24 protein-coding genes and 1 riboswitch are annotated in these 23840 nt (G+C 72.4%); of the genes, 17 read left to right on the top strand and 7 right to left on the bottom strand.

Annotation, left to right across the window (positions count from 1 at the left end):
• Positions 1-110 precede the first annotated feature (110 nt).
• The 13 genes from FAF44_RS24380 (at position 111) to FAF44_RS24320 (ending at position 14381) form a co-directional block, all read left to right on the top strand.
• Positions 111-1706, top strand: a complete 1596-nt coding sequence (locus FAF44_RS24380; protein WP_237105561.1) for a sensor histidine kinase — start codon at positions 111-113, stop codon at positions 1704-1706.
• Complete coding sequence (locus FAF44_RS24375; protein ID WP_237105560.1) at positions 1703-2380, top strand: response regulator transcription factor; 678 nt, start codon at positions 1703-1705, stop codon at positions 2378-2380. Before FAF44_RS24380 ends, FAF44_RS24375 begins: the two co-directional genes overlap by 4 nt.
• A gap of 108 nt (positions 2381-2488) precedes the next feature.
• Entirely contained in the window at positions 2489-2890 is a 402-nt protein-coding gene (locus FAF44_RS24370) for a hypothetical protein (protein ID WP_237105559.1), read from the top strand.
• 10 nt (positions 2891-2900) lie between these two features.
• A complete protein-coding gene (locus FAF44_RS24365; RefSeq protein ID WP_237105558.1) occupies positions 2901-3497 on the top strand; it encodes a phosphoribosylanthranilate isomerase in 597 nt (198 codons plus the stop codon).
• Complete coding sequence (locus tag FAF44_RS55910) at positions 3490-4254, top strand: GNAT family N-acetyltransferase (RefSeq protein ID WP_237105557.1); 765 nt, start codon at positions 3490-3492, stop codon at positions 4252-4254. Before FAF44_RS24365 ends, FAF44_RS55910 begins: the two co-directional genes overlap by 8 nt.
• Positions 4255-4386: 132 nt before the next feature.
• Positions 4387-4980 carry a CDP-alcohol phosphatidyltransferase family protein gene (locus FAF44_RS24355; protein ID WP_237105556.1) on the top strand — a complete coding sequence of 198 codons (594 nt, stop codon included), beginning with the start codon at positions 4387-4389 and terminating at the stop codon, positions 4978-4980.
• Positions 4981-4984: 4 nt separating this feature from the next.
• Entirely contained in the window at positions 4985-7489 is a 2505-nt protein-coding gene (locus FAF44_RS24350) for a mannose-1-phosphate guanyltransferase (RefSeq protein ID WP_237105555.1), read from the top strand.
• A 268-nt stretch (positions 7490-7757) separates the two neighbouring features.
• A complete protein-coding gene (locus FAF44_RS24345) occupies positions 7758-8261 on the top strand; it encodes an FHA domain-containing protein (protein WP_237105554.1) in 504 nt (167 codons plus the stop codon).
• A 31-nt stretch (positions 8262-8292) separates the two neighbouring features.
• On the top strand, positions 8293-8919 hold the full coding sequence (locus FAF44_RS24340) for a MerR family transcriptional regulator (RefSeq protein WP_237105553.1): 627 nt from the start codon (positions 8293-8295) through the stop codon (positions 8917-8919).
• 131 nt (positions 8920-9050) lie between these two features.
• Entirely contained in the window at positions 9051-9521 is a 471-nt protein-coding gene (locus FAF44_RS24335; RefSeq protein WP_090771501.1) for a bifunctional nuclease family protein, read from the top strand.
• Between the two features lie 147 nt (positions 9522-9668).
• Positions 9669-10289, top strand: a complete 621-nt coding sequence (locus FAF44_RS24330; RefSeq protein ID WP_237105552.1) for a MerR family transcriptional regulator — start codon at positions 9669-9671, stop codon at positions 10287-10289.
• A gap of 79 nt (positions 10290-10368) precedes the next feature.
• A riboswitch (glycine riboswitch) is annotated at positions 10369-10464 on the top strand.
• 180 nt (positions 10465-10644) lie between these two features.
• Entirely contained in the window at positions 10645-13488 is a 2844-nt protein-coding gene (gene gcvP, locus FAF44_RS24325) for an aminomethyl-transferring glycine dehydrogenase (RefSeq protein WP_237105551.1), read from the top strand.
• A gap of 83 nt (positions 13489-13571) precedes the next feature.
• Positions 13572-14381, top strand: a complete 810-nt coding sequence (locus tag FAF44_RS24320; RefSeq protein ID WP_237105550.1) for a hypothetical protein — start codon at positions 13572-13574, stop codon at positions 14379-14381.
• A gap of 7 nt (positions 14382-14388) precedes the next feature.
• Here FAF44_RS24320 and FAF44_RS24315 read toward each other — a convergent pair whose 3' ends face one another.
• Complete coding sequence (locus FAF44_RS24315; protein WP_237105549.1) at positions 14389-14745, bottom strand: hypothetical protein; 357 nt, start codon at positions 14743-14745, stop codon at positions 14389-14391.
• 83 nt (positions 14746-14828) lie between these two features.
• Here FAF44_RS24315 and FAF44_RS24310 point away from each other — a divergent pair, with 83 nt between their 5' ends.
• The gene (locus tag FAF44_RS24310; protein ID WP_237105548.1) at positions 14829-15419 is read left to right on the top strand and encodes an alpha/beta family hydrolase; all 591 of its coding nucleotides are present in this window, start codon (positions 14829-14831) and stop codon (positions 15417-15419) included.
• Between the two features lie 130 nt (positions 15420-15549).
• On the opposite strand, the gene FAF44_RS24305 is transcribed toward FAF44_RS24310, so the two are convergent.
• Positions 15550-15741 carry a DUF5999 family protein gene (locus FAF44_RS24305; protein ID WP_237105547.1) on the bottom strand — a complete coding sequence of 64 codons (192 nt, stop codon included), beginning with the start codon at positions 15739-15741 and terminating at the stop codon, positions 15550-15552.
• 202 nt (positions 15742-15943) lie between these two features.
• Positions 15944-16504: a TetR family transcriptional regulator gene (locus tag FAF44_RS24300; RefSeq protein ID WP_237105546.1), complete on the bottom strand. Its 561-nt coding sequence runs from the start codon at positions 16502-16504 to the stop codon at positions 15944-15946.
• 137 nt (positions 16505-16641) lie between these two features.
• Here FAF44_RS24300 and FAF44_RS24295 point away from each other — a divergent pair, with 137 nt between their 5' ends.
• Positions 16642-17019 carry a hypothetical protein gene (locus FAF44_RS24295; RefSeq protein ID WP_237105545.1) on the top strand — a complete coding sequence of 126 codons (378 nt, stop codon included), beginning with the start codon at positions 16642-16644 and terminating at the stop codon, positions 17017-17019.
• Between the two features lie 74 nt (positions 17020-17093).
• Here FAF44_RS24295 and FAF44_RS24290 read toward each other — a convergent pair whose 3' ends face one another.
• The 3 genes from FAF44_RS24290 to FAF44_RS24280 form a co-directional block, all read right to left on the bottom strand.
• Positions 17094-18482, bottom strand: coding sequence for an RNA polymerase sigma factor (locus FAF44_RS24290; protein WP_237105544.1), 1389 nt, complete (start codon positions 18480-18482; stop codon positions 17094-17096).
• 177 nt (positions 18483-18659) lie between these two features.
• On the bottom strand, positions 18660-19004 hold the full coding sequence (locus tag FAF44_RS24285) for a hypothetical protein (RefSeq protein ID WP_237105543.1): 345 nt from the start codon (positions 19002-19004) through the stop codon (positions 18660-18662).
• A 57-nt stretch (positions 19005-19061) separates the two neighbouring features.
• Entirely contained in the window at positions 19062-20237 is a 1176-nt protein-coding gene (locus FAF44_RS24280) for an AMP-binding protein (protein WP_237105542.1), read from the bottom strand.
• A 49-nt stretch (positions 20238-20286) separates the two neighbouring features.
• Here FAF44_RS24280 and FAF44_RS24275 point away from each other — a divergent pair, with 49 nt between their 5' ends.
• The gene (locus FAF44_RS24275) at positions 20287-21222 is read left to right on the top strand and encodes an o-succinylbenzoate synthase (RefSeq protein WP_308193367.1); all 936 of its coding nucleotides are present in this window, start codon (positions 20287-20289) and stop codon (positions 21220-21222) included.
• Positions 21219-22880, top strand: coding sequence for a 2-succinyl-5-enolpyruvyl-6-hydroxy-3-cyclohexene-1-carboxylic-acid synthase (gene menD, locus FAF44_RS24270; protein ID WP_237105541.1), 1662 nt, complete (start codon positions 21219-21221; stop codon positions 22878-22880). The genes FAF44_RS24275 and menD overlap by 4 nt, the downstream gene beginning before the upstream one ends.
• A gap of 16 nt (positions 22881-22896) precedes the next feature.
• On the opposite strand, the gene FAF44_RS24265 is transcribed toward menD, so the two are convergent.
• Entirely contained in the window at positions 22897-23793 is an 897-nt protein-coding gene (locus FAF44_RS24265) for a 5'-3' exonuclease H3TH domain-containing protein (RefSeq protein ID WP_237105568.1), read from the bottom strand.
• Positions 23794-23840 lie beyond the last annotated feature (47 nt).

Raw genomic sequence — 23840 nt, 5'->3', positions numbered from 1 at the left:
TCCCCCCTCCGGGCGGAGCTCCGGCCACTTGGAGGAGGCGGCGGTCCTCCGCCGGGAGGACCGGCGCGGCACACCCGTGCGGATACGGTGTGTGCATGCGTTGGCGTGGCGTGCCGCTAGACATCCTGCTGGCGGCCTCGGGAGTGGGTCTCGACCTGCTGACCACCGCGCACGCGGGCGACACCGAGTTCCTGCCCGCCGAGCTGAACATCCCCATGGCGCTGCTGGTCGGCCTGCCCATGGGGTTCGTCCGCCACCGGCCGGTCGCCGTCAGCCTCTACCTGGCGGCCTTCCTGGCCGTCACCGACCAGCTCGGCTCGTTCACCTCCAACACCGCGCAGATCCTCGTGTGCGTGTCACTCGGCGTGGCCGGCTACCGCTCGCGGGTGCGCGCCACGGCCGTCGCCGTGGCCGCGTCGATCTTCGCGACCGCGTCCAACATCGCCGACCCGGGCGTCCCCCTCACCGGCAACCTGTGGATGTACTCGGTGCTGCTGCCCGTCTTCCCCGCCGTGCTGGGCGCGTACCTGCGCAGCTCGGCCGAGCGGCTGGAGGAGCGCGAGGTCACGCCCGACGCGCTGCTCGCGGCGGGCGGCGTGGCGATCACCGTGCTCAGCACCTGGACCACCTGGCACTCCGGCTCCCTGCCCGTCTGGGTGATCGGCCTGCTCGCCGTGGTGGGCGGCCTGTCGCTGGGCATCGCCAGGCGGCTGCCCGGCCTGGTCTTCCTCGTCCAAGGGGTGCTGCTCGTGTCCGCCGACACCTACCTGAACGCCGCCGTCAACACCTGCGTGATCCTCACCCTGATCGCCATCGGCGTGTTCGCCATGCGGGTGGTGTCCTGGGCCTGGACGGTGGCCGCGTACGTGACCGGCTGCCTGCTCACCGCGATCGCCGTCGTCGGCGACAACACCGAGATCACCCCGTTCCGGGTCGGCGTGCTCATGACACTCGTGGCCACGCCCATCGCGATCGGCCGCTACCTGGGCGTGCGCCGGGCCGCCGCGGCGACCGAGAAGCTCGTCGCCGAGGAGGCCGCCCGCGCCGCCGTCGCCCAGGTGCGCGCCGACCAGCTCGCCGAGCGCGAGCGCATCGCCCGCGACGTGCACGACATCGTCGCCCACCACGTCGGCGCCATGGTGCTGCGGGCCAGCGCCGCCCGCTACACCGCCCCCGACGGGCCCGTGGCCGACGCGCTCAGCGACATCCGCGAGACCGGCCACCAGGTGCTCCAGGACCTGCGCGACCTGCTCGACCTGCTGCGCGACCCCGACCGCCAGCCCGACCTGCTGGCCAACCCCGCCGACGTCGTGCGCGAGTCCGCCGAACGCATGGCCGCCGCCGGCCTCGTCGTCGATCTCGACCTCGACCCGGCCACCGACCAGGCCCCGCTCATCGCCCGCACCTCAGCGGCCCGCATCGTCCAGGAAGGACTCACCAACGTGCTCAAGCACGCAGGCCCCGGCACCCGCGTCCGGGTATCCGTGGCCTCCGTCGAGGAAGGACTGGACGTGGAGGTCCGCAACGGCCGCCCGCCCACCGTCATCGAGCGGCTGCCCTCCTCCGGGCGTGGGCTGGCCGGCATGCGCGAGCGCGTCCGCACCCTCGGCGGCACCCTGAGCGCCGGGCCCGACGGCGAGGGCGGCTGGCTGCTGGCCGCCCACCTGCCCACCCACACCCGCCTGTCGCCGGGGAGCGCGGCATGATCCGCGTGCTGGTGGCCGACGACCAGGCGCTCGTCCGCGCGGGCGTCCGCATGCTGCTGCAGGCCACGGGCGACATGGAGGTCGTCGGCGAGGCCAACGACGGCGCCGAGGCCGTCCGCCTGGCCCAGCGCCACCTGCCCGACGTGATCCTCATGGATCTGCGCATGCCCAGGGTCGACGGCCTGGAGGCGATCAAGCGCGTGCTCGCCGCCCGGCCCAGCACCCGGATCGTGGTGCTGACCACGTTCGCCGAGGACGGCAACGTCTACGCCGCCCTGCGCGCCGGCGCCGTCGGCTTCCTGGTCAAGGACGACGAGCCCGAGCGCATGGTGGACGCCGTGCGCCGGGCGGCGGCCGGCGAGCAGCTCCTCGCGCCCTCCGTGCTGCGCCGGGTCGTCGAACGGTTCCTGGCCGCCGAGGAGCAGGCCGCGCCCGCCGCGCCGCCCGGCCTGACCGAGCGCGAGCTGGAGGTGCTGGCCCTGGTCGGCACCGGCCTGTCCAACGCGGAGATCGCCGAGGAGCTGCACGTCGGCGTCACGACGGTCAAGACGCACATCGCCGCCGCGATGGAGAAGCTGGGCCTGCGCAACCGCATCCAGGCCGCCGTCGTCGCCCACCGCACCGGACTCGTGGACGCCTCCTTCCGCCCGGTACGCCCGCCGCGCGGCGGCTGAGGCCCCGGCTCATCCGCACGGCGTACGCGGGTGTCATCCGGCAGGCTGACGACCGGCCGCACCCCGCGCCACGACCATGTGGTCCTCTCGTGAGCGAAAGGACCACCGATGACCGTCACCGCGCCCCCGAAGACGAGCCAGGTCTCCACCGGCCTCCTGTACGGCCTGCGCCTCGCCGTCACCGCCCAGGCGGCGGCGCTGGTCGTGGCCGCCTCCTTCGCCGGCCAGGCGGTGGAGTCGGAGTCGATGATCGAGACCCACGTGCTGGCCGGCCTGATCGTGCACCTCGTCGCGCTCGTCCAGGTCGTGCTGGCGGTGCTGGTCTGGCGGCCGGGCCGCGGGGCGGGCTGGCCCGCGCTGGCCAGCCTCGCGCTGTTCCTGGCCGGGATGCTCCAGCACGTCACCTGGCTGTGGCTGGGGGCGCACCTGCCGGCCGGGGTGGTGCTGTTCGGGCTGATCGTCGCCGTGCTGGTCTGGGCGTGGTCACCGGCAGCCGCGCGCCGGCGTTAAGGTCGGAGATGTGTATGTGAAGATCTGCGGGTTGCGCGAGCCCGAGCACGTGGCCGCCGCCGTCGGGGCGGGGGCCGACGCGATCGGCCTGGTCATGACCAGGAGCCCGCGCCGGATCACGCCCGAGCGGGCGGCGGAGCTGGCGGCGCTGGTGCCCGAGCGGGTGCTCACCGTCGGCGTCTTCCGCGGGGAGGACCCCGAGACGGTCCGCGCCGCGGCGCTGGCCTCCGGGGTGCGGGCCGTGCAGTTGCACGGCAACCACCCGCACGCCGACTTCACCGCGCTGAAGGACCTCGGCGTCCGCCTCGTGCGCGCCGTTGACGCCCAGGCCGACCTGCGGTGCGGCGCCTACGACGAGGACCTGCTCCTGGTCGACGCCCCGCACGCCGGCTCCGGCCTGCCGTGGGACTGGGCCGCCGTGCGCGGCCGGCCCTCCGGGCGGTGGATGCTGGCGGGCGGGCTCGCCCCCGGCAACGTCCGCGAGGCGATCGAGGCCGCGGAGCCCTGGGGGGTCGACGTGTCCAGCGGTGTGGAGAGCGCGCCGGGCGTCAAGGACCCGGGCCTGATCGAGGCGTTCCTGCGTGAGGTGCGGCGCTCCGGTGGCTGAGCCGGCGCGGGCGCTGGGCTTCCTGCACGGTTTCGCCCGCCGCCGGGCACCACGGGTGCTGCCCGCGCCGGGCGGGTTCGGGGTGCTCGACGATCGTTTCCCCGGCTCGTACGACGACAACAAGCTGATCATCGCCCCTGGAGCGGGCGCCGAAGCAGGCCCTGACGTCGGCGAGGTGCTGGCGGCGGCCGACGAGGTGCTCGCGGAGCGGCGGCACCGGCTGGTCTGCGTCGACGACGACCGCCTCGGCGCCGCGTGGGCGCCCGCCTTCGCCGCCGCCGGATACGAGCACGAGACGAACCTCGTCATGGTCTTCCGCGGCGTGGTCCCGCCCGGCCCGCCGCCCGCCGAGCGGCTCGGGCTCGAGGAGTTGCTGCCGGTGCTGCGCCGCGACTGGCGCCGCGTCCTGCCGCAGGCCCCCGACGAGGTGATCGACGGGCTCGCCCGGCGCGTGGAGGCCCGGCTGCGGGGCGCCTCGACGGTCGCCTTCCGCGGCGTGCGCGCCCCGTCCGGCGAGATCGCCGCCCGGGCCGACCTGTACGCGCACGACGGCGTCGTCCAGATCGAGAGCGTCTTCACCGGCGAGGAGCACCGGGGCAGGGGCCACGCGCGCTCCCTCATGACCGCCCTGCTGGCGGAGGCGGCCGGAGCCGAGCTGATCTTCCTCGTCGCGGACGCCGACGACTGGCCGCGCCACTTCTACGCCCGGCTCGGCTTCGAGGAGGCGGGCCGCACCCACGCCTTCCTCCGCACCTGACATCCCCTGCCGGTCACCCCGCGACCGGCCCGCTCCCGGGCGCGCAGCGCCGTGCGGCGCGGGGGCGTACGGCCGCAAAGCCGGACGGAGGCGGCCCACTACGTGGGAGTTTCACGCAGTAGGGTCTGCTGCGTGAGCGAAACTTCCGCCGAGGACCGGATCTGGACGGTTCCCAACCTGCTGAGCTTCCTGCGCCTCCTCGGCGTCCCCGTCTTCCTGTGGCTGGTCCTCGGGCCGAGGGCGGACGGCTGGGCCATCGGCGTCCTGGCGGTGGCCGGTTTCACGGACTGGCTCGACGGAAAGATCGCGCGCGCGTTCAACCAGACCAGCAATCTCGGCCGGATCATCGACCCGGCGGCGGACAAGCTCTACGTCTTCGCCACGATCTTCGCCCTCCTGCTCCGCGACGTCATCCCGTGGTGGCTGGTCGCGGTCATCCTCGGGCGGGAACTCTTGGTCGCGAGTTTCTTCCCCGTACTTCGCAAATACGGCTATAAGGCACTTCAAGTGCATTTTCTGGGCAAGGCCGCCATGTTCAACCTCATGTATGCCTTCCCGCTGCTCTTCCTTGCCTCCCACTCTGGGTGGTATGCCGATATAGCCCGAATTGCCGGGTGGTCCTTCGCACTCTGGGGAACGGGCCTGTACTGGTGGGCGGGGGTGCTGTATGTGGTACAGGTGCGCCAACTCGTAAACGAGGCCAAGAGCACGGCCGAGAAGGGGTGATCGGGTGAAGGCGGTCGTCATGGCGGGCGGTGAGGGCACTCGGCTGCGTCCCATGACCGCCAACCAGCCCAAACCCCTGCTCCCCGTGGTCAACCGGCCGATCATGGAGCACGTCCTGCGCCTGCTCAAGCGGCACGGCGTCACCGAGACGGTGGTGACGCTGCAGTTCCTCGCCGCGCTCGTGCGCAACTACTTCGGCGACGGCGACGAACTGGGCATGAGCCTCCAGTACGCCACCGAGGACATCCCGCTCGGCACCGCGGGCAGCGTCAAGAACGCCGCCGACCGCCTCCGCGACGATCGATTCCTGGTGATCTCCGGAGACGCCCTGACGGATATCGATTTATCCGACATGATCCGTTTTCACCGCGAAAATGGGGCCCTCGTGACGATCGGCCTCAAACGGGTACCGAACCCCCTCGAATTCGGGATCATCATCGTGGACGACGAGGGCCGCGTCCAGCGCTTCCTGGAGAAGCCCACCTGGGGCCAGGTCTTCTCCGACACCGTCAACACCGGCATCTACGTCATGGAGCCCGAGGTCCTCGACGCCGTGGCCACCGGCGAGCCCGTCGACTGGTCCTCGGACGTCTTCCCGGCCCTGCTGGCCCGCGGCGCCCCCATCTACGGCTACGTCGCCGACGGCTACTGGGAGGACGTCGGCACCCACGAGAGCTACCTCAAGGCCCAGGCCGACGCCCTGTCCGGCAAGGTCGAGCTGGACATCGGCGGCTTCGAGCTGTCCCCGGGCGTCTGGGTGGCCGACTCCGCCTCGGTGGACCCCCAAGCCGTGCTCAAGGGCCCGCTGCTCATCGGCGACTACGCCAAGGTCGAGGCCGGCGCCGAACTGCGCGAGTACACCGTGCTCGGCAACAACGCCGTCGTCCGCGAGGGCGCGTTCCTGCACCGCGCGATCGTGCACGACAACGTCTACCTCGGCCCCGGCGCCCACCTGCGCGGCTGCGTCATCGGCAAGAGCACCGACGTGATGGCCGGCGTCCGCATCGAGGAGAACGCCGTCATCGGCGACGAGTGCGTCATCGAGGCAGAGGCGTACGTCTCCAGCGGCGTCAAGGTCTACCCGTTCAAGACCATCGAGGCCGGCGCGGTCGTCAACACCAGCGTGATCTGGGAGTCGCGCGGCCAGCGCAACCTGTTCGGCCCCCGGGGCGTCAGCGGGCTGGTCAACGTCGAGATCACCGCCGAGCTGTGCGTCCGCCTGGCCAGCGCGTACGCCACCACCCTCAAGAAGGGCGAGTACGTCGTCACCTCCCGCGACTGCTCCCTCGCCGCCAGGGCGCTCAAGCGGGCCGTCATCGGCGCGCTCACCGCCGGCGCCATCAACGTCCTCGACCTCGAGGCCGCCCCGCTGCCCGTCACCCGCTTCCACACCGCGCGCGAGTCGGCCGCCGGCGGCATCACGCTGCGCACCACCCCGGGCGACCCGCAGAGCGTGGACATCGTCATCATGGACAGCCGGGGCGCCGACCTGCCGCCCGCCGCCCAGCGCAAGCTGGAACGGGTCTTCTCGCGCCAGGAGTTCCGCCGCGCCTTCCCCGGCGAGATCGCCGAGCTGAACTTCCCCGCCAGGGCCTTCGAGGACTACACCCACGAACTGCTGCGCCACGTGAGCGTCAGCGACGTACGGGACATGAAGGTCGTCGTGGACTGCGCGGGCGGCACCTCCTCGCTCGTGCTGCCCACCCTGCTCGGCCGGGTCGGCGTCGAGGTGCTGACCGTCAACGCCCGCCTCGACGACGTCTCGCCCACCGAGACGCTCGCCGAGCGCCGCCGCGACCTGCAGCGCCTGTCGGAGCTGGTCAGCAACTCGCGGGCGGCGTTCGGGGTGCGGTTCGACCCGGTCGGCGAGCGCATCGCCCTGGTGGACGAGAAGGGCCAGCTCATCAGCGAGGAGCGCGCGCTGCTCGTGGTGCTGGACCTGGTGGCCGCCGAACGCCAGGGCGGCCAGGTCGCGCTGCCGGTCACCACCACACGGGTCGCCGAGCAGGTGTGCCGCTTCCACGGCGTCCAGGTGCAGTGGACCTCCACCGCGCTGGACGCCCTCACCTCGGCCGCCGCCGGACCCGACATGATCTTCGCGGCCGACGGGCGCGGCGGCTTCGTGGTGCCGGAGTTCAGCCCCGCGATCGACGGGCTGGCCGCGTTCATGCGCCTGCTCGGGCTGGTCGCCCGCACCCGGCTGTCGCTGAGCCAGATCGACGCGAGGATCCCCGAGGTGCGGATGCTCAAGCGCACCGTGCCCACGCCCTGGGCGGCCAAGGGGGCCGTCATGCGCTCGGTCATCGAGGCCGCCGAGGCCGGGGCCGAGGGCCACCGCATCGACACCACCGACGGCGTGCGCGTGGCCCGCGACGACGGGAGCTGGGTGCTGGTCCTGCCCGCCGCGACCGAGCCCGTCACCGATCTGTGGGCCGAGGCCGCGGACATGGACAGCGCCCAGGCGTTGCTCGAACACTGGGCGCGCATAGTGGAACAGGCCGCGGGGTGATAGCGTCACACCCTGTGATCGGAAAGGGTTTGCCGAACGATGTGCGCAGGGAGTGCCGCAAGATCGTAATGTAGAAACGCGCGGCGGCATGGACCACGGGGCGGGGGCGACGGTAACTTTGTCTGCGTCCGAACCAACGTGCAGCGCCCCGTCTTGACCTTTGCCGCTGATCAGCGTATCTTGCGGCATTCGCAAACTTGAAAAAGCGAAGCGAGGCGCGCCCTGAGCACCGTCGCCGCGTCTTCGCGGTAGGAGGCCGAGCCGATCGATGCCGAGCGTCTACTGCACGCAGTGCGGGCACGCCAACCCCGAGGATGCCCGTTTCTGTTCCCGCTGTGGGTCACCGTTGACCAGGCCCGAGGTCGCCGGGGATACCACATCGACGATCTCCGTCGCGGGAATCGAGGCATACGAGGCTGAGGCCGGCGACATGCTCCTGGCCGAACGGGCGCTCGTCGAGCAGCTCCCGCCCGGCGCGGCGTTGCTCACGGTCACCAGGGGCCCCAATCAGGGCAGCCGGTTCCGGCTCGACAAGGAGCTCACCACGACCGGGCGTCACCCGGAGAGCGACATCTTCCTCGACGACATCACGGTCTCGCGCCGGCACGTCGAGTTCTACCGCCACCGGGGCGGCCAGTTCTCCGTGCGCGACGTGGGCAGCCTCAACGGCACCTACGTCAACCGCGAGCGCATCGAGGAGGTCCCCCTGCACACGGGGGACGAGGTGCAGATCGGCAAGTTCCGCCTCGTCTTCCTGATGCGGGTCAACTAGGCGTATGACCTCACAGGCCGCACGGTCGCACATGAGCATCGGGGAGGTGCTCGCCCTCCTTCAGGGCGAGTTCCCCGATGTGACCATCTCCAAGATCAGGTTCTTGGAGGGCGAGGGCCTGATCGAGCCCGAGCGCAGCCCGTCCGGCTACCGTAAGTTCACCCACCTGCACGTCGAGCAACTGCGCTTCATCCTCACCGAGCAGCGCGACCACTATCTGCCGCTGCGGGTGATCAAGGACAAGATGGCCGAGAGCTTCGGCCTTCCGCGGGCCGTGCAGCAGGCGCAGGAGGTCAAGCTCAGCCGGGCCGAGCTGATCGAGGCCGCGGAGATCGACGACGAGACCCTCACCGAGCTCGAGGACTACGGTCTGCTCACCCCCGTGGCCAGGCGTTACGACGAGGAGTCGCTCAAGGTGGCCCGCGCCGTGGGCGCGCTGGCCCGCTTCGGCCTGCACGCCCGGCACCTGCGGGCGGTCAAGGCCGCCGCCGAGCGCGAGGCCGGCCTGGTGGAGCAGACCGTCGCCCCCATCCTGAAGCGTCGCCGCCCCGGAGCCATCGGCGAGGCGGAGGAGTCGGCCAGGGAACTGACCACGCTCCTGCTCGACCTGCACGCATCCCTTGTGCGCATGGGCGTGCGGTCGGTCCTGGGGCGCTGAGACCGTAGCGAGCTGGGAGGCGGGGCGCATTCCAGGCCCGCCGGGTGTTACGTTGAAATGCGAAGCCATGTCAGCAGAAGCGATGATCGAAGAGCTGTGCCGGGTGACCGGTCAGGAATACGGAGCAGCCCGTGTTGCAGATGGAGGTCGTGGGCGTACGAGTTGAAATGCCCACAAATCAGCCGATCGTCTTGCTCAAGGAGGCACACGGGGAGCGTTTCCTTCCGATATGGATTGGCATGACCGAGGCGACGGCCATCGCACTGGCCCAGGCGGAGGAGCCTCCGCCGAGGCCGCTCACGCATGACCTGTTCCGCGACGTGCTGAGCGCCCTCGGTGTGGGCCTGCGCGCGGTCAACATCGTCGCCCTGCGCGACGGCATCTTCTTCGCCGATCTGGTGTTCTCCAACGGCGTGGAGGTGAGCGCGCGGCCGTCCGACTCGATCGCGCTCGCCCTGCGTACGGGGGCGCGCATCTTCGCCAGCGAGGAGGTCGTCCAGGAGGCCGGGGTGATCATCCCGGACGACCAGGAGGACGAGGTGGAGAAGTTCAGGGAGTTCCTTGACACGATCACTCCCGAGGACTTCGGCAGGGCGGGGTAGGTATTTCAGTGCATTTACGCTTCACGACGCGCCGAGCCGGATCGTTGACTGAGCATGGTCACGGTCCTACGGTGCAAGTGAAACCCGTGGTCGCCCTTTATGAACCCCCAGATCAGGCCGCGGGATGAGAGAAAGCCGGAGGTCCGCGTGGCGGTCAGCAGCGGCGAGGGAAAGACGGCCGGCCAGGAAGATCCGGTACGGCGCGAGAGCGCGCGGCAGCGTGCCGGGGAGCAGGGTCTGCTCTTCGACGAGCAGCCGACGACGCTGCCGGACGACATCGGCTACCGCGGGCCCACCGCCTGCGCCGCGGCCGGCATCACCTACAGGCAGCTCGACTACTGGGCGCGCACGGGGCTGGTGGAGCCCACGATAAGAGCCGCGCAGGGCTCGGGCTCCCAGCGGCTCTACAGCTTCCGGGACATCCTGGTGCTCAAGGTCGTCAAGCGGCTGCTCGACACCGGAGTGTCGTTGCAGCAGATCCGCACGGCCGTGCAGCACCTGCGTGACCGCGGGGTCGCCGACCTCGCGCAGATCACGCTCATGAGCGACGGCGTCAGCGTCTACGAGTGCACCTCGGCCGACGAGGTGATCGATCTGCTCCAGGGCGGCCAGGGCGTGTTCGGCATCGCGCTCGGGCGGGTCTGGCGGGAGGTCGAGGGCTCCCTCGCGGAGCTGCCGGGGGAACGCGCGGCGGTCGAGGACACCGTCCCGGCCGACCACCCCGCTGACGAACTGGCCCGCCGCCGCCGCGCCCGGCGTACGGGCTGACTCCCGCCGGGTGGGCGCCCGGGTGGTCCGTTGAGCGGTATTCGCGGCTTAGCGTAGTAATCTAGGACAGCAAGGCTGACGACCCCGTGCGGGAGAGTCCCCGGCACCTGGTGCCGGGGCGCCGAAGGAGCAACCCTCCCCGGAATCTCTCAGGCATCTGTACCGCTCGGGTGAGGCAACTCTGGAAAGCAGGCGCACCTGCCAGGCGCGCCTCACCGACGGTGCAAGCCCTTTCGGGGTGAAGCTCTCAGGTCGCGGCACCGCGCAGGAAGCGGGACCGCGCTGACAGAGGGGGAGATCCGGCACTCGCCCGCGCCCTGGCGCCGGTCTCCAAACGCCCTCGGGAGGCACACCCATGACCGACCTGTCAGCTCCGCCGTTCTCCGCCAGGCACATCGGCCCGTCCGAGCCCGAGCAGCAGCGCATGCTCGAGGCCGTGGGCTTCGAGTCCGTCGAGGACCTGGTGGCGGTGGCCGTGCCCGAGGCGATCAGGGCCAAGGACCGCCTCAGGCTGCCCGCCGCGATCGGCGAGGCCGAGGCCATCGCCGAACTGCGCGCCCTGGCCGGGCGCAACCGGGTGCTCACCTCCATGATCGGCCTGGGCTACCACGACACCGTCACGCCCGCCGTCATCCGGCGCAACCTGCTGGAGAACCCGGGTTGGTACACCGCCTACACCCCGTACCAGCCGGAGATCTCGCAGGGCCGCCTGGAGGCGCTGCTGAACTTCCAGACCGTCGTCTGCGACCTGACCGGCCTGCCGGTCGCGGGCGCCTCGCTGCTGGACGAGGGCACCGCCGCGGCCGAGGCGATGACGCTGGCCCGCCGGGCGGGCAGGTCCAGGAGCGACGTGTTCGTGGTGGACGCCGACGCGCTGCCGCAGACCAAGGCCGTGCTGGCCACCAGGGCCGAACCGCTCGGCATCACCCTGGTCGAGCACGACCTCGACGGCGAACTGCCCGAGTGCTTCGGGCTGCTCGTGCAGTATCCCGGCGCGTCCGGCCGGCTGCGTGACTTCCGCGCCGTGGCCGCCGCCGCGCACGAGGCCGGCGCGCTCGTCGTGGCCGCCGCCGACCTGCTGGCACTGACGCTGGTCGCCGCCCCCGGCGAGCTGGGCGCCGACATCGCCGTGGGCACCTCGCAGCGTTTCGGGGTGCCGTTCGGGTTCGGCGGGCCGCACGCCGCGTACATGTCGGTGCGGGAGGGCCTGCAGCGCCAGCTCCCGGGCCGGCTCGTGGGCGTGTCGGTGGACGCCGACGGCGACCCCGCCTACCGCCTGGCCCTGCAGACCCGCGAGCAGCACATCCGCCGCGAGAAGGCCACCAGCAACATCTGCACCGCCCAGGTGCTGCTCGCCGTCATCGCCAGCATGTACGCCGTCTACCACGGCCCCGAGGGCCTGCGCCGCATCGCCCATCGCGTGCACCGCCACGCCACCGCGCTGGCCGGCGGGCTGCGCGGCGCGGGCGTGGAGGTCGTGCACCAGGAGTTCTTCGACACCGTGCTGGCCCGCGTGCCGGGCCGGGCCGCCGCCGTCGTGGCCGCCGCCGCCGAGCGGGGCGTCAACCTCTGGCAGGTGGACGCCGACCACGTCTCCGTCGCCTGCGACGAGAAGACCGGGGTCGCCGAGGTGGCCGCGGTGTGGGCGGCCTTCGGCGTGTCCGGGGCCGAGGCCGCTCCCGAGAACACCCCCGAGAACGCTCCCGACGCCCTGCCGGCCGCGCTGCTGCGCGAGAGCGGGTACCTGACGCATCCGGTCTTCCACAGCCACCGCTCCGAGACGGCGATGCTGCGCTACCTGCGCAGGCTGCAGGACAAGGACATCGCGCTCGACCGCTCGATGATCCCGCTCGGCTCCTGCACGATGAAGCTGAACGCGACCACCGAGATGGAGCCCATCACCTGGCCCGAGTTCGCCGCGATCCACCCGTACGCGCCCGCCGGGCAGGCCGAGGGCTACCGTGAGCTGATCGGCACGCTGGAGGGCTGGCTGGCCGAGGTGACCGGCTACGACGCCGTCTCCATCCAGCCGAACGCGGGCTCGCAGGGCGAGTTCGCCGGCCTGCTGGCCATCCGCGCCTACCACCGCGCCAACGGGGACGACGGCCGCGACGTGTGCCTCATCCCGTCCTCCGCGCACGGCACCAACGCCGCCAGCGCCGTCATGGCCGGGATGCGCGTCGTGGTCGTGGCCTGCGACGACGACGGGAACGTGGACCTGGCCGACCTCGACGCCAAGATCGACAAGCATCGCGCGGCGCTGGCCGCCATCATGGTCACCTACCCGTCCACGCACGGCGTGTACGAGGAGTCGATCACCGAGGTGTGCGCCAAGGTGCACGAGGCCGGCGGCCAGGTCTACGTCGACGGCGCCAACCTCAACGCCCTGGTCGGTCTGGCCAAGCCGGGCGAGTTCGGGGCCGACGTCTCCCACCTGAACCTGCACAAGACCTTCTGCATCCCGCACGGCGGCGGCGGCCCCGGCGTCGGCCCGGTCGCGGTCCGCGCCCACCTGGCCGCCTACCTGCCCGGCCACCCGCTGCGCGCCGGCGGCCCGGTCGGGCCCGTCTCGGCGGCCCCGTACGGCTCGGCGGGCATCCTGCCGATCTCGTGGGCCTACATCAGGATGATGGGCGCGGAGGGCCTCACGGCCGCCACCGGCCAGGCCATCCTGTCGGCCAACTACCTGGCCAGGCGGCTGGCCCCGCACTACCCCGTGCTCTACACCGGCCGCGGCGGCCTGGTGGCCCACGAGTGCATCATCGACCTGCGCCAGATCACCAAGGAGACCGGCGTCACCGTGGACGACGTGGCCAAGCGCCTCATCGACTACGGCTTCCACGCGCCGACCATGTCGTTCCCGGTGGCCGGGACGCTGATGATCGAGCCGACGGAGAGCGAGGACCTCGGCGAGCTCGACCGGTTCGCCGAGGCCATGATCGCCATCCGCGGGGAGATCGCCAAGGTGGGCTCCGGCGACTACGACGGCAACGACAACCCGCTGCGCAACGCGCCGCACACCGCCGAGGCCGTCAGCGCCGACGAGTGGACGCACCCGTACTCCCGCTCGGAGGCGGCCTACCCGCTGCCGTCGCTGCGCGAGGGCAAGTACTGGGTGCCGGTGCGCCGCATCGACCAGGCCTACGGCGACCGCAACCTGGTGTGCTCCTGCCCTCCCCTGGAAGCCTACGAGGACTGAGGTTTATCGGCAGGGTCAAGTGAGCAGACATGATCGCCGTTAGTCGTTAGGCTCGGCGTGACCGTCGCCACAAGGGAGCCGTCTTGACGTCCTCAGAGCTGGAGACCCCGCCGCTCGACACCGCCCGCCGGCTGGCCGAGGGCGGCGACCTCGACGCCGCCGCCCGCATCCTCGACGAGCTGGTCGCCGACCCCGACGGTCCCGACCGGGCGCAGGCCGCCGTCGGGCTCGCCGTGGTGCTGGAGCAGCTCGGCGACGTCGAGGCGGCCCGGGCGGCGGCCAGGACGGCGCTGGCCACCGGGCATCCCGAGTACGCCGCCCAGGCCGCCTGCCACCTCGCCCAGGGCTTCGAACGCGAGGGCCGCGACGACCAGGCCAGGGCCGCCTGGCAGGCCGTTCTGGGGGTCGGCACGGCCGCGTACACGCCGCTGGCCCACCTCGCGCTGGCCCGTCTGGCCGCCGGGCAGGAGAACCTGGAGGAGGCGGAGAAGGAGCTGTGGGCCGCCGTCGAGGCGGGCGTGGCGGCGGGCGACGAGCGCATCGGCGCGCACGCGGCGCAGCGGCTGGCCGAGCTGATGCTGGAGCACGGCGAGCCCGGCGCGGCGGCCGAGGTGCTCCTCGACGCCCTCGACTTCGCCCCCGAGGACGAGGTGCCCGCGCTGCGGGTCCAGCTCGGCATCGCGCATCTGGAGCTGGCCTGCGCCGAGTTCGCCGAGAGCGTGGAGGGCGGGGCCGACCCGCGGACCACCGCGCTGGCGATCGAGCTGCTGGCCCGCACGCTGCCGCTGCGCGGCCGGGACGAGGACGCCGTCCGGGTCTGGTCGTACGGGCTGGAGCACGCGGACGAGACGCTGGCCGCCGAGGTGCGGCTGCGTCACGGCCGCGGCGCCTGAACCCCGCTCAGGGGCGGCGCATGATCGCCACGGCGGCGAACACGTTGAGCACGATGATGGCCAGCCAGGTCATCAGCACCCCGGCGGCGCCCGCGCCGCCCGCCGCGACGGCCGTCAGCGGCACGCCGATGCCCAGCGAGCCCAGCGTGATCGGCACCATCGGAGAGCCGGTGTTCTGCCGACTGCTCCGCGGGGGCTCCCGGTGCTCAAGCCGGTGATCCAGCTCGGCCCGGACGCGGGCGGCGATGGTGGCGTCGAGGCGGTCCATGAACGCGTCGACCAGTTCGGCCTCGTACTCGGGGCCCAGGTCGCGGCGTGCGGCGATGGTCGCCGTCAGATCATCCCTGAGGCTTTTCTCTGGCATAGGGGAAATCATCCCCTGCCGCGCGGCGCGCCGTCATCCGTCCTGAGGGGTAGGGCCCGATCCTCCCCAGGTACGGTGCTGGCATGCAGGTGATGACGCCGCGAGGGCCGGCGCTGGTCGAGATCGACGAGGTCGCGGACCCGCGGCTGCTGCTGGTGCTGACCCACGGCTCGGCCGGGGGAGTGGACGCCCCCGACCTGCTGGCCGTGCGTGCCGCCGCGCTGGCGGCCGGGGCCTGTGTGGCCAGGGTGACGCAGGCGTTCAGGGTGGCGGGGGCCCGCGCGCCGGGTTCGCCGGTCAGGCAGGACGAGGCGTGGGAGAGCGTGCTGCGCGAGCTGTGCGCCGGGCGGTCCGGGCTGCCCCTCGTGCAGGGCGGGCGGAGCAACGGGGCGCGGGTGGCGTGCCGGACGGCCAAGGCGGTCGGCGCGCGGGCGGTGGTGGCGCTGGCCTTCCCGCTGCACCCGCCGGGGCGGCCGGAACGCTCCCGGGCCGATGAGCTGCGCGGGGCCGGGGTGGACGTGCTGGTGGTCAACGGCGACCGGGACCCGTTCGGGGTGCCCGACGCGGCGGACGCCACGAGGCTGGTGGTGCTGGAGGGGGAGAATCACGATCTCAAGCGCGACCCCGCCAGGGTGGGCGAGGTCGTCGCGGAGTGGATCATGCGCTACGCGTAGCGCGGTGCCGCTGGCCGCCGCCTCGGGCTGCGGCCGGGGCCCGCGGAGTGGTCACGCGGGCGGGGCGTCGGCTGCCGGCCGGCGGGCGAGGAGGGCTCGCCGCGGGGCTCGGACGGCGCTCAGAGGGCGCTCAGGCGGCGCCGACCGCTGGCCGGTGCGGTGCGATGGCTGTGCCGCTGGGCAGCAGCTCACCGGTGTCCTCGAACAGGACGACACCGTTGCACAGCAGGCTCCACCCCTGTTCGGGGTGGCAGGCGAGGGTTCGTGCCGCCTCGCGGTCCGGCGCCTCGGCATCCGGACAAGCCGGGTGGTGCGGGCACATCGGCGTGCCTCCAGATATCTCGTGGGTCGCTCCCGTCGCGGAGGGTCGGGAGCCGGCTCGGGTTGTTGTGATGACAAGTCTGCGTCGTATGTCACTCTTTCCGACATAGTCCGTTGGAACTGTTACAGGAGGGTCCCCGGATCGTGTGACCTTCGACACAGCGTGCCTTATGCAGGATAACGGTCCAAGCGCGACACGCGCATCACGTTTGCAATCCCTTGAGAAGAGCGTCGAGTCCGCGCTCGAAGTCCAAATCGGCTCTTTCGTCCCTCCTGACCCATTCATCAACTTCTGGGGCGGCCCATCCTGATTGTTGTACTTCGACCGCTACGCTGCCGAACACGAACGCCCGGAGTGTGCGCACGGCCTCGGCGGCGTTCTGCAGGCCCCCGTCGGAGAGCTGCTCGACCTGTTCCCCGATCGCGATGACCGTGGCGCCCTTCGGCGGCTTGGTCAGCGCCAGGGCCAGCACGCCCGGATGGTCGCGCAGCAGCTCTCTACCGGCCCGGCACCACGCCCTGGCCGTCTCCTGCCAGGTGGCGCCGCGCTCGACGTGTACGGCGGTCACGTGCTCGGCCAGGGCGTCCATCAGCGCCTCCTTGCCGCGCGGCAGGTGGTGGTAGATGGCCATCGCCTCCACCTGCAGGGCGTCACCCAGCCGGCGCATGGTGAGCCGGCGCAGCCCCTGGCTGTCGGCGATGTGGAGCGCTGCCTCGATGATGCGCTCAAGGGAGAGCGGCACGGGCGGTCTCTTGGCGGGCATGGTGATCATCTTACTATGTAAAGGCGCTCGCCCCGGGGCGATTTCCGACCGTGTCGCGCGACCGCGTACCCTTGGCGTCTGAACGAGTGCCGACAGCGTTGAAGGGGCCGGGTCGAATGGCGTTTTTCCGTCCGCGGGTGAGCCGGGAGGCAGAGGTCCGCTACCACGCGGACCAGGAGATCTCCAGGAGCTTCCCCGACCTGCTCGAAAAGGCCAGGCAGACCGAGCAGACGCTGCGCGACCTGCGCGCCGCCGCGGCCGACGAGATCGAGCTGCTCGGCGCGGGCCGGGCCTTCGACCAGGCGCTGACCGAGGCGCTGAGGGCCGCCGAGGCGGGCCAGCGGGCCACCTTCGGCGTGAAGGCCTACGACGACCGCATCGCGCGGCGCAAGGCCAAGGCCACGCCCGCGGGGGCCATGTGGACGTCCGAGGTCGAGCGGCTGCGCACGCTGCGCGAGGACAACCGGCTGTGGGGCATCCCGCGGCTGCCGCGCCCGGTGCCCGCCATCCAGTGAGCGCCGCCTGACGCGGAGTGCGCGAAGCCCCGGCACCGATCGGTCGGTGTGCCGGGGCTCCGTCGTGCTTGGGTTCAGCTCGCCCAGTCCAGCAGCGGGCGGGTGTTGCTCGGGTGGCGCAGCTTGGACAGCGACTCCTTCTCGAGCTGCCGGATGCGCTCCCGGGTCAGCCCCAGGTGCTTGCCGATCTCGTCGAGGGTGTGCGGCTTGCCGTCCACCAGGCCGAAGCGCAGCGCCATGATCTTCGACTCGCGCGGCGAGAGGTTGTCGAGCACGCCGCGGAGCTGGTCGCCCAGGAGCTGGCGGTCGACGATCTCCGACGCCTCGGGGGAGTCGACGTCCTCGATCAGGTCGCCGATCGTGGTCTCCCCGTCCTCGCCGATGGTCGCGTTGAGCGAGATCGGCTGGCGGCTGGTGCGCAGCAGCTCCTCGATCTGGTCGGGCGTCTTGTCGAGCTCGACGGCCAGCTCCTCCGGCGTGGGCTCGCGGCCCAGCCGCTGGTGCATGTCCCGCTCGACCCGCGACAGCTTCGACAACATCTCCAGCACGTGCACGGGCAGCCTGATCGTACGGGCCGAGTCGGCGAAGCCGCGCTGGATGGCCTGCCTGATCCACCACATGGCGTAGGTGGAGAACTTGAAGCCCTTGGTGTAGTCGAACTTCTCCACGGCCCTGATCAGCCCCAGGTTGCCCTCCTGGACGACGTCCAGCAGCGACATCCCGCGGTCGGTGTACTTCTTGGCCACCGAGACCACGAGCCGCAGGTTGGCCTCCAGCATGTGGTCCTTGGCCTGCCTGCCGTCCTCGATCACCCAGTGCAGGTCCTCGCGGGCGGCGGTGGTCAGGTCGGGCTGGGACTCCAGCTTGTACTCGGCGTACAGGCCGGCCTCGATCCGCCTGGCCAGCTCGACCTCCTGGGCGGCGGTGAGCAGGGTGCGGCGGCCGATGGACTTGAGGTAGGTGTGCACGGAGTCGCCCATGACCGACTGCGTGTCGTCGAGGTCGGTCGGCTCGTTCTCCAGTTCGGCTTCCTCGGCCATGACGACGTCGTCGGGGACGTCCTCCTGGTGCTCCGGCTTGGCCTCGGGCGGGGTCACGGCCTTGGCGGCGGCGGACACACGGCCGGACGCGGATGTCGGCGCCGATGTGGACGCGGAGGTTTTTGCCTCGCTTGCCGGGCGGCCGGTAGTCTTTGCCCGCGACGTCGTCTTCTTGGCGGGAGCCGGCTTCTTCCTGGCGCTCTTCTTGGGGGCGGTGGTGCTGGGAGACGGCTCGTTCTCGGCGGCCAGGCTCACGCCCGACTCCGAGAGTTCGCGTACGATCGTGCGGCCTTCCGAGGGGCTGACACCGGCCCTCGCGAAAGCGGCACGCAGCTCCGCCAGAGAAAGGTGACCCTGCGCTCGCCCTCGTTCAATCAACTGGTCGAGAGTAGCGGGTGGGGTCGCCACGGCGGTTCTGGGCATGAGGACACCTCCTCCGTACGGAGTGGAAGCGATCAGGCAGGTTGTGGTGGGGCGGTCTCACGTCCGCACGGCGCACCAGTATCAATAACGCCAATCGCCGTCATTTGTTCCCGTGGCACCCTGCGGGATGAAAAAGAGCAGGCTCGCCCGTATGCAGAACCGCCCGGAGGGCAGGTGTTATTCCGTCTCCTCGATCTGTCCCGACCCGACCTCGAACTGGCCGGGCGTGACCTCGGGCATCGGCATGGGCTCGGCGCCCTCCATGCGCTCGTCAGTCCAGAAGTCGATCACCGCGCGAGGATCGGGGTTGACCTCGGTGGAGACCACGATTCCGCCGTCGGGGCCGGCGGTCGGGCCCTCCTGCGGCTGACCGGCCGGCGGCGCCTTCTCCACCACGGCCCGGGTCTCCCTGGCGACCTGGTCGAGCTTGCCCGCCGAGGCGGCCGCCGCGACTGAGGCGCCACCGGCGACGATGACGCCGACGACGGCCGCGGATGCCCACATCTTGCGGGTCTGGTTCATGAAAGCTCCCTCCTTCTCCCCGGTTCGACCTACCCGGTTGGACGCAGTCGCGACGTGTCAGGTTCCTGCTCTCAGCCGTACCAGATCGGTCTTGCCGTTCGGCAGCAGCGGCAGGCCGGTGACGAGCCGCAGCCCGCGCGGGGCGGCATGAGGGGGAAGCCTATCGCGGCAGTACGCCCTCAATTGCGGAAGCGTGAGCGGTGTGTCGGGGTTGGCGGGCACGATGACGGCGGTGACCACCTCGCCCCATTCGGGATCGGGCACGCCGATCACGGCGACGTCGGCGACCTCGGGATGGGCGGCCACCACGTCGGCCACCGCCGTGGCCACGACCTTCTCGCCGCCGGTGATGACGACGTCGTCGGCCCTGCCCAGCACCCGCAGCCGGCCGCCGCTCAGCTCGCCCAGGTCGGAGGTGACGAACCAGTCGCCGTCGAACGGGCCGGCCTCCGCGGCCTCTGTTGTGTCCGCTGCATCCGCGGCCGGGCGGTAGCCGGCGAACAGGACCGGGCCCGCGATCCTGATCAGCCCGTCCGCGCCGATCTTGACGTCCACGCCGCTCAGCGGCTGCCCGTCGTACACGCAGCCGCCGCTCGTCTCGCTCATCCCGTACGTCGTCACGACGCGGGCGCCGAGATCCCTGGCCCGCTCCAGCAGGGCGGGACGGGCCGGGGCGCCGCCGAGCAGGATCGTCCTGAAGACCGACAGGTCCGCCTCCGCCTCGACCAGCCGGTGGAGCTGGGTGGGCACCAGGGAGACGTGGTGGGCGCCCGAGCCGAGCACCGCCGCGGGGTCGAAGGCCGGGTGGATGATCGGCTCGCTGCCCGACAGCAGGGCGCGGACCAGCACCTGCAGGCCCGAGATGTGGGAGACGGGCAGGCAGCACAACCACCGCTCGCCCTTGGACGCCTCCACGCGGCGCAACGAGGCCGCCGCCGAGGCGCGCAGCGCGGTGGCCGAGAGCAGCACGCCCTTGGGCGCGCCGGTGCTGCCGCTGGTGGCGATCACGACCGCCACGTCATCGGGCACGCCCGCGCCGCCGTCGAGCGGGGCGCCGTCGAGGTGGGTGGGGCGCAGCGCGGCCAGCGCCGGTTCCGGCCGGCCGGGGGACAGCGGGAGGACGGCCGGCCCGTCACCGGACAGGGCGTCGCGGATCGCGGTGAACAGGGCAGGTCCCGGAGGCTGCACAATGGCATGCAGCGGACGGTCCGGATGCGACGGGTTCCTCCACATGCTCGTAAGGTTAATGGCGACAGGTCGGACAGTGGCGCAGGGGAGGGTCGTGACGCGTTCTCCCGTGGCCCCCGTGGTCTTCCGGATCCCGATGCGCACACGTTTCCGCGGGCAGACGGTCAGGGAAGGGGTGCTGCTGCACGGCCCTTCGGGGTGGGGCGAGTTCTCGCCGTTCCCCGAGTACGGTCCGCGCGAGTGCGCCCGATGGCTGGCCTGCGCCCGCGAGGCGGCCTTCGACGGCTGGCCCGAGCCGGTGCGCGACAGCGTGCCGGTCAACGCCACCGTCCCGGCCGTTGACCCCGAGCGGGCCCACGAGATCGTCCGGCGCTCCGGCTGCGGCACGGCGAAGGTCAAGGTCGCCGAGCGGGGGCAGACGTTCGGCGACGACGTCGCCAGGGTGGAGGCCGTCCGCGACGCGCTCGGTCCCTCCGGGCGGCTGCGCGTCGACGTCAACGGCGCCTGGCAGGCCGACGAGGCCGTGCGCAACCTCAAGCGCCTCGACCGCTACGACCTCGAGTACGCCGAGCAGCCGTGCGCCACGCTGGAGGAGCTGGCGCGGGTGCGGCGGGCCGGCGACGTGCCGATCGCCGCCGACGAGTCGATCCGCCGGGCCGAGGACCCGCTGCGCGTGCGGGCCGCCGAGGCCGCCGACATCGCGGTGGTCAAGGTGCAGCCGCTGGGCGGCGTGCGCGCGGCGCTGCGTGTCGTGGAGGCGTGCGGGCTGCCGGCCGTGGTGTCCAGCGCCGTCGAGACGTCCGTGGGGCTGGCGGCCGGGTTAGCGCTGGCCGCGGCGCTGCCGGAGCTGCCGTACGCGTGCGGGCTCGGCACGATGTCCCTGCTGTCGGGCGACGTCGTGGCCGACTCGCTGGTGCCGGTGGACGGCCGCCTGACGGTCCGGCGCCCCGCGGTCGACGCGGGGCGGTTGTCGGCGCACGCGATCGAATCTCCCCAGTGGCTTCGCCGGATGCAGGAGGCCTCCCGTTGAACCCCGCCACCGCGCTGGCCACCGTACTGGTCGACGAGCTGGTGCGCTGCGGCCTGACCGACGTGGTGCTGGCCCCCGGCTCCCGCTCCGCCCCGCTCGCGCTCGCGCTGCACGCCGAGTCGCGGGTGCGCCTGCACGTGCGCGTCGACGAGCGCTCGGCGTCGTACCTCGCGCTCGGGCTGGCCAAGCGCTCCGAGCGGCCCGTCGCGCTGATCTGCTCCTCGGGCACCGCGACCGCCAACTTCCACCCGGCCGTGATCGAGGCCGACGAGTCGGGTGTGCCGCTGCTGGTGCTCACCGCCGACCGGCCGCCCGAGCTGCGCGGCACCGGCGCCAACCAGACCATCGACCAGATGAAGCTGTTCGGCGCCGCCACCCGCTGGTTCGCCGAGGTCGGCGTGCCCGAGGAGCGGCCCGGCCAGGTGGCCTACTGGCGTTCGCTGGCCTGCCGCGCCTACCAGCGTGCCGCCGGGGCGGGCAATCCCGGCCCCGTCCACCTCAACCTGGCCTTCAGGGAGCCGCTGATCCCCGATGGCGACACCGGCTGGTGCGAGCCGCTCGACGGCGGCGGCAACGGCCCGTGGGTGCGCGCCCGCGTCGCCCCGCCGCCGATCGCCCTGCACATCCCGCCCACCAGGCGCGGCGTGCTGGTCGTCGGCGACGGCGCCGCCAACGTGCGCCGCTACGTGGCGGCGGCGGGCATGGCCGGCTGGCCGGTGCTGTCGGAGCCGAACGGCGGCGGGCGCTACGGCGACCACTCCATCTCCACCTACCACTACCTGCTGGGCACGCCGGAGTTCGCCGACGCCCACCGGCCCGACGTGGTGGTCACGCTGGGCCGTCCCGGGCTGTCGCGGCCGCTGCTGTCGTGGCTGCGGCTGGCCGGCGAGCACATCGTGGTCGCCCCCGACCTCGACCGCTGGCCCGACCCCACCCGCTCGGCCACGCAGGTGGCGCAGGCCGTCGAGATCCCGGTCGCCTCGGGCGACGACTCCTGGCTGCACGCCTGGCGTCAGGCCGACCAGGCGGTGCGCGCGGCGACGGACGAGGTGCTCGACCTGTCGGGCACCAGCGAGCCGCGCCTGGCCCGAGACCTCGTCGACGCGCTGCCCAACGGGGCGCTGCTGTTCTGCGGCTCCTCGATGCCGATCCGCGACCTCGACCAGGCCATGCGGCCCCGGCGCGGCATCCGCCTGATGGCCAACCGGGGCGCCTCCGGCATCGACGGGCTCGTCTCCACGGCCATGGGGGCGGCGCTGGCGCACAACGGGCCCTCGTACGCGCTGCTGGGCGACCTGTCGTTCCTGCACGACCAGAACGGGCTCATCCTCGGGCCCCGGGAGCCGCGGCCCGACCTGTGCCTCGTCGTCGTCAACAACGACGGCGGCGGCATCTTCTCGCTGCTGCCGCAGGCGGCCGTGCGGGATCCCTTCGAACGCGTCTTCGGGACGCCGCACGGCGTGGACCTGGCGTACGTGGCCGCCGCCAGCGGGACGCCGTACACGCTGCTCGGGGACATCGGCGACCTGCCCAAGGCGCTGCGCGGGGAGGGGCCTCGGGTGGTGGAGGTGCGTACCGACCGGGAGGAGAACGTGCTCGTGCACGCCCGGTTGCGCGACGCGGCCCAGGCCGCGGTCCGCGCCTGCCTCGCGGGCTGACCCACGGCGGCGGAGGTCAGCGGCCGAGGGCGTCCAGGAGCCGGTTGAGCGGGCTGTCCAGGCCGTAGCGGTCGGCGAGGCGGACGAGCGCCTCCGGGTCGCGCGGCTTGGCCGGCAGGGTCAGGTCGGCCGGGGGGAGCGGCGCGTCCGGGGCGACCTTGACCACGGCGGGCGCGGCATCGAGGTAGTCGCGGGCGGTGGCCAGCCGGGTGCGGCTGCCGGCCGGGAAGCCGTCGGTGACGCCCGAGTCGAGGGCCTCCAGCAGGGCGTCGAGCGAGCCGAAGCGGGTGATCAGGGCGGCGGCGGTCTTCTCGCCGACCCCCGGCACGCCCGGCAGCCCGTCGCTGGGGTCGCCGCGCAGGGTGGCGAAGTCGGCGTAGCAGCGGCCGGGCACGCCGTACTTGGCCGTGACGAACGCCTCGTCCACGATCTGCAGGTTGCGGATGCCGCGCGCGGTGTACAGGACGCGGACCGGACGGGCGTCGTCGACGAGCTGGAACAGGTCGCGGTCGCCGGTCACGATGTCCACGGCCCCGTCGCCGGCCTGGTGGGTGAGGGTGCCGATCACGTCGTCGGCCTCGTAGCCGGGCGACTCGGGGCGGGCGATGCCGAGGGCGTCGAGCACCTCGTTGATGACCGCGATCTGCGGCACGAGCGCCGCCGGCACCTCCTCGGTGTTGCCGTGGGCGACGCGGTGCGCCTTGTACGTCGGGATCGCCGCCACCCGGAAGGCGGGCCGCCAGTCGGCGTCCATGGTGGCCGCGAGTGCCGTGGGGGAGTGCCGGCGCACGAGGGTGGCGATCATGTCGATGAGCCCGCGGACCGCGTTGACCGGCGAGCCGTCGGGAGCCTTGATCGACTCCGGGATGCCGAAGAAGGCGCGGAAGTAGAGCGATGGGGTGTCCAGTAGCATCAGCACCCGTCCATCGTCGCACCCCCGGCCGACACTCGCCGGTAGGC

This window comes from Nonomuraea sp. MG754425 (genome assembly GCF_021699195.1).
GTDB lineage: Bacteria > Actinomycetota > Actinomycetes > Streptosporangiales > Streptosporangiaceae > Nonomuraea.
The sequence above is the reverse complement of the archived record's forward strand: the minus strand, read 5'-3'. Positions and strand labels throughout refer to the sequence as shown.

Bases quoted from the DNA above. Each gene is read 5' to 3' on its own strand.
- FAF44_RS24375 (WP_237105560.1), top strand. From the start codon at position 1,703: ATGATCCGCGTGCTGGTGGCCGACGACCAGGCGCTCGTCCGCGCGGGC.
- FAF44_RS24370 (WP_237105559.1), top strand. From the start codon at position 2,489: ATGACCGTCACCGCGCCCCCGAAGACGAGCCAGGTCTCCACCGGCCTC.
- FAF44_RS24345 (WP_237105554.1), top strand. From the start codon at position 7,758: ATGCCGAGCGTCTACTGCACGCAGTGCGGGCACGCCAACCCCGAGGAT.
- FAF44_RS24340 (WP_237105553.1), top strand. From the start codon at position 8,293: ATGAGCATCGGGGAGGTGCTCGCCCTCCTTCAGGGCGAGTTCCCCGAT.
- gcvP (WP_237105551.1), top strand. From the start codon at position 10,645: ATGACCGACCTGTCAGCTCCGCCGTTCTCCGCCAGGCACATCGGCCCG.
- FAF44_RS24315 (WP_237105549.1), bottom strand. From the start codon at position 14,745: ATGCCAGAGAAAAGCCTCAGGGATGATCTGACGGCGACCATCGCCGCA.
- FAF44_RS24310 (WP_237105548.1), top strand. From the start codon at position 14,829: ATGCAGGTGATGACGCCGCGAGGGCCGGCGCTGGTCGAGATCGACGAG.
- FAF44_RS24305 (WP_237105547.1), bottom strand. From the start codon at position 15,741: ATGTGCCCGCACCACCCGGCTTGTCCGGATGCCGAGGCGCCGGACCGC.
- FAF44_RS24300 (WP_237105546.1), bottom strand. From the start codon at position 16,504: ATGCCCGCCAAGAGACCGCCCGTGCCGCTCTCCCTTGAGCGCATCATC.
- FAF44_RS24290 (WP_237105544.1), bottom strand. From the start codon at position 18,482: ATGCCCAGAACCGCCGTGGCGACCCCACCCGCTACTCTCGACCAGTTG.
- FAF44_RS24285 (WP_237105543.1), bottom strand. From the start codon at position 19,004: ATGAACCAGACCCGCAAGATGTGGGCATCCGCGGCCGTCGTCGGCGTC.
- FAF44_RS24280 (WP_237105542.1), bottom strand. From the start codon at position 20,237: ATGTGGAGGAACCCGTCGCATCCGGACCGTCCGCTGCATGCCATTGTG.
- FAF44_RS24265 (WP_237105568.1), bottom strand. From the start codon at position 23,793: ATGCTACTGGACACCCCATCGCTCTACTTCCGCGCCTTCTTCGGCATC.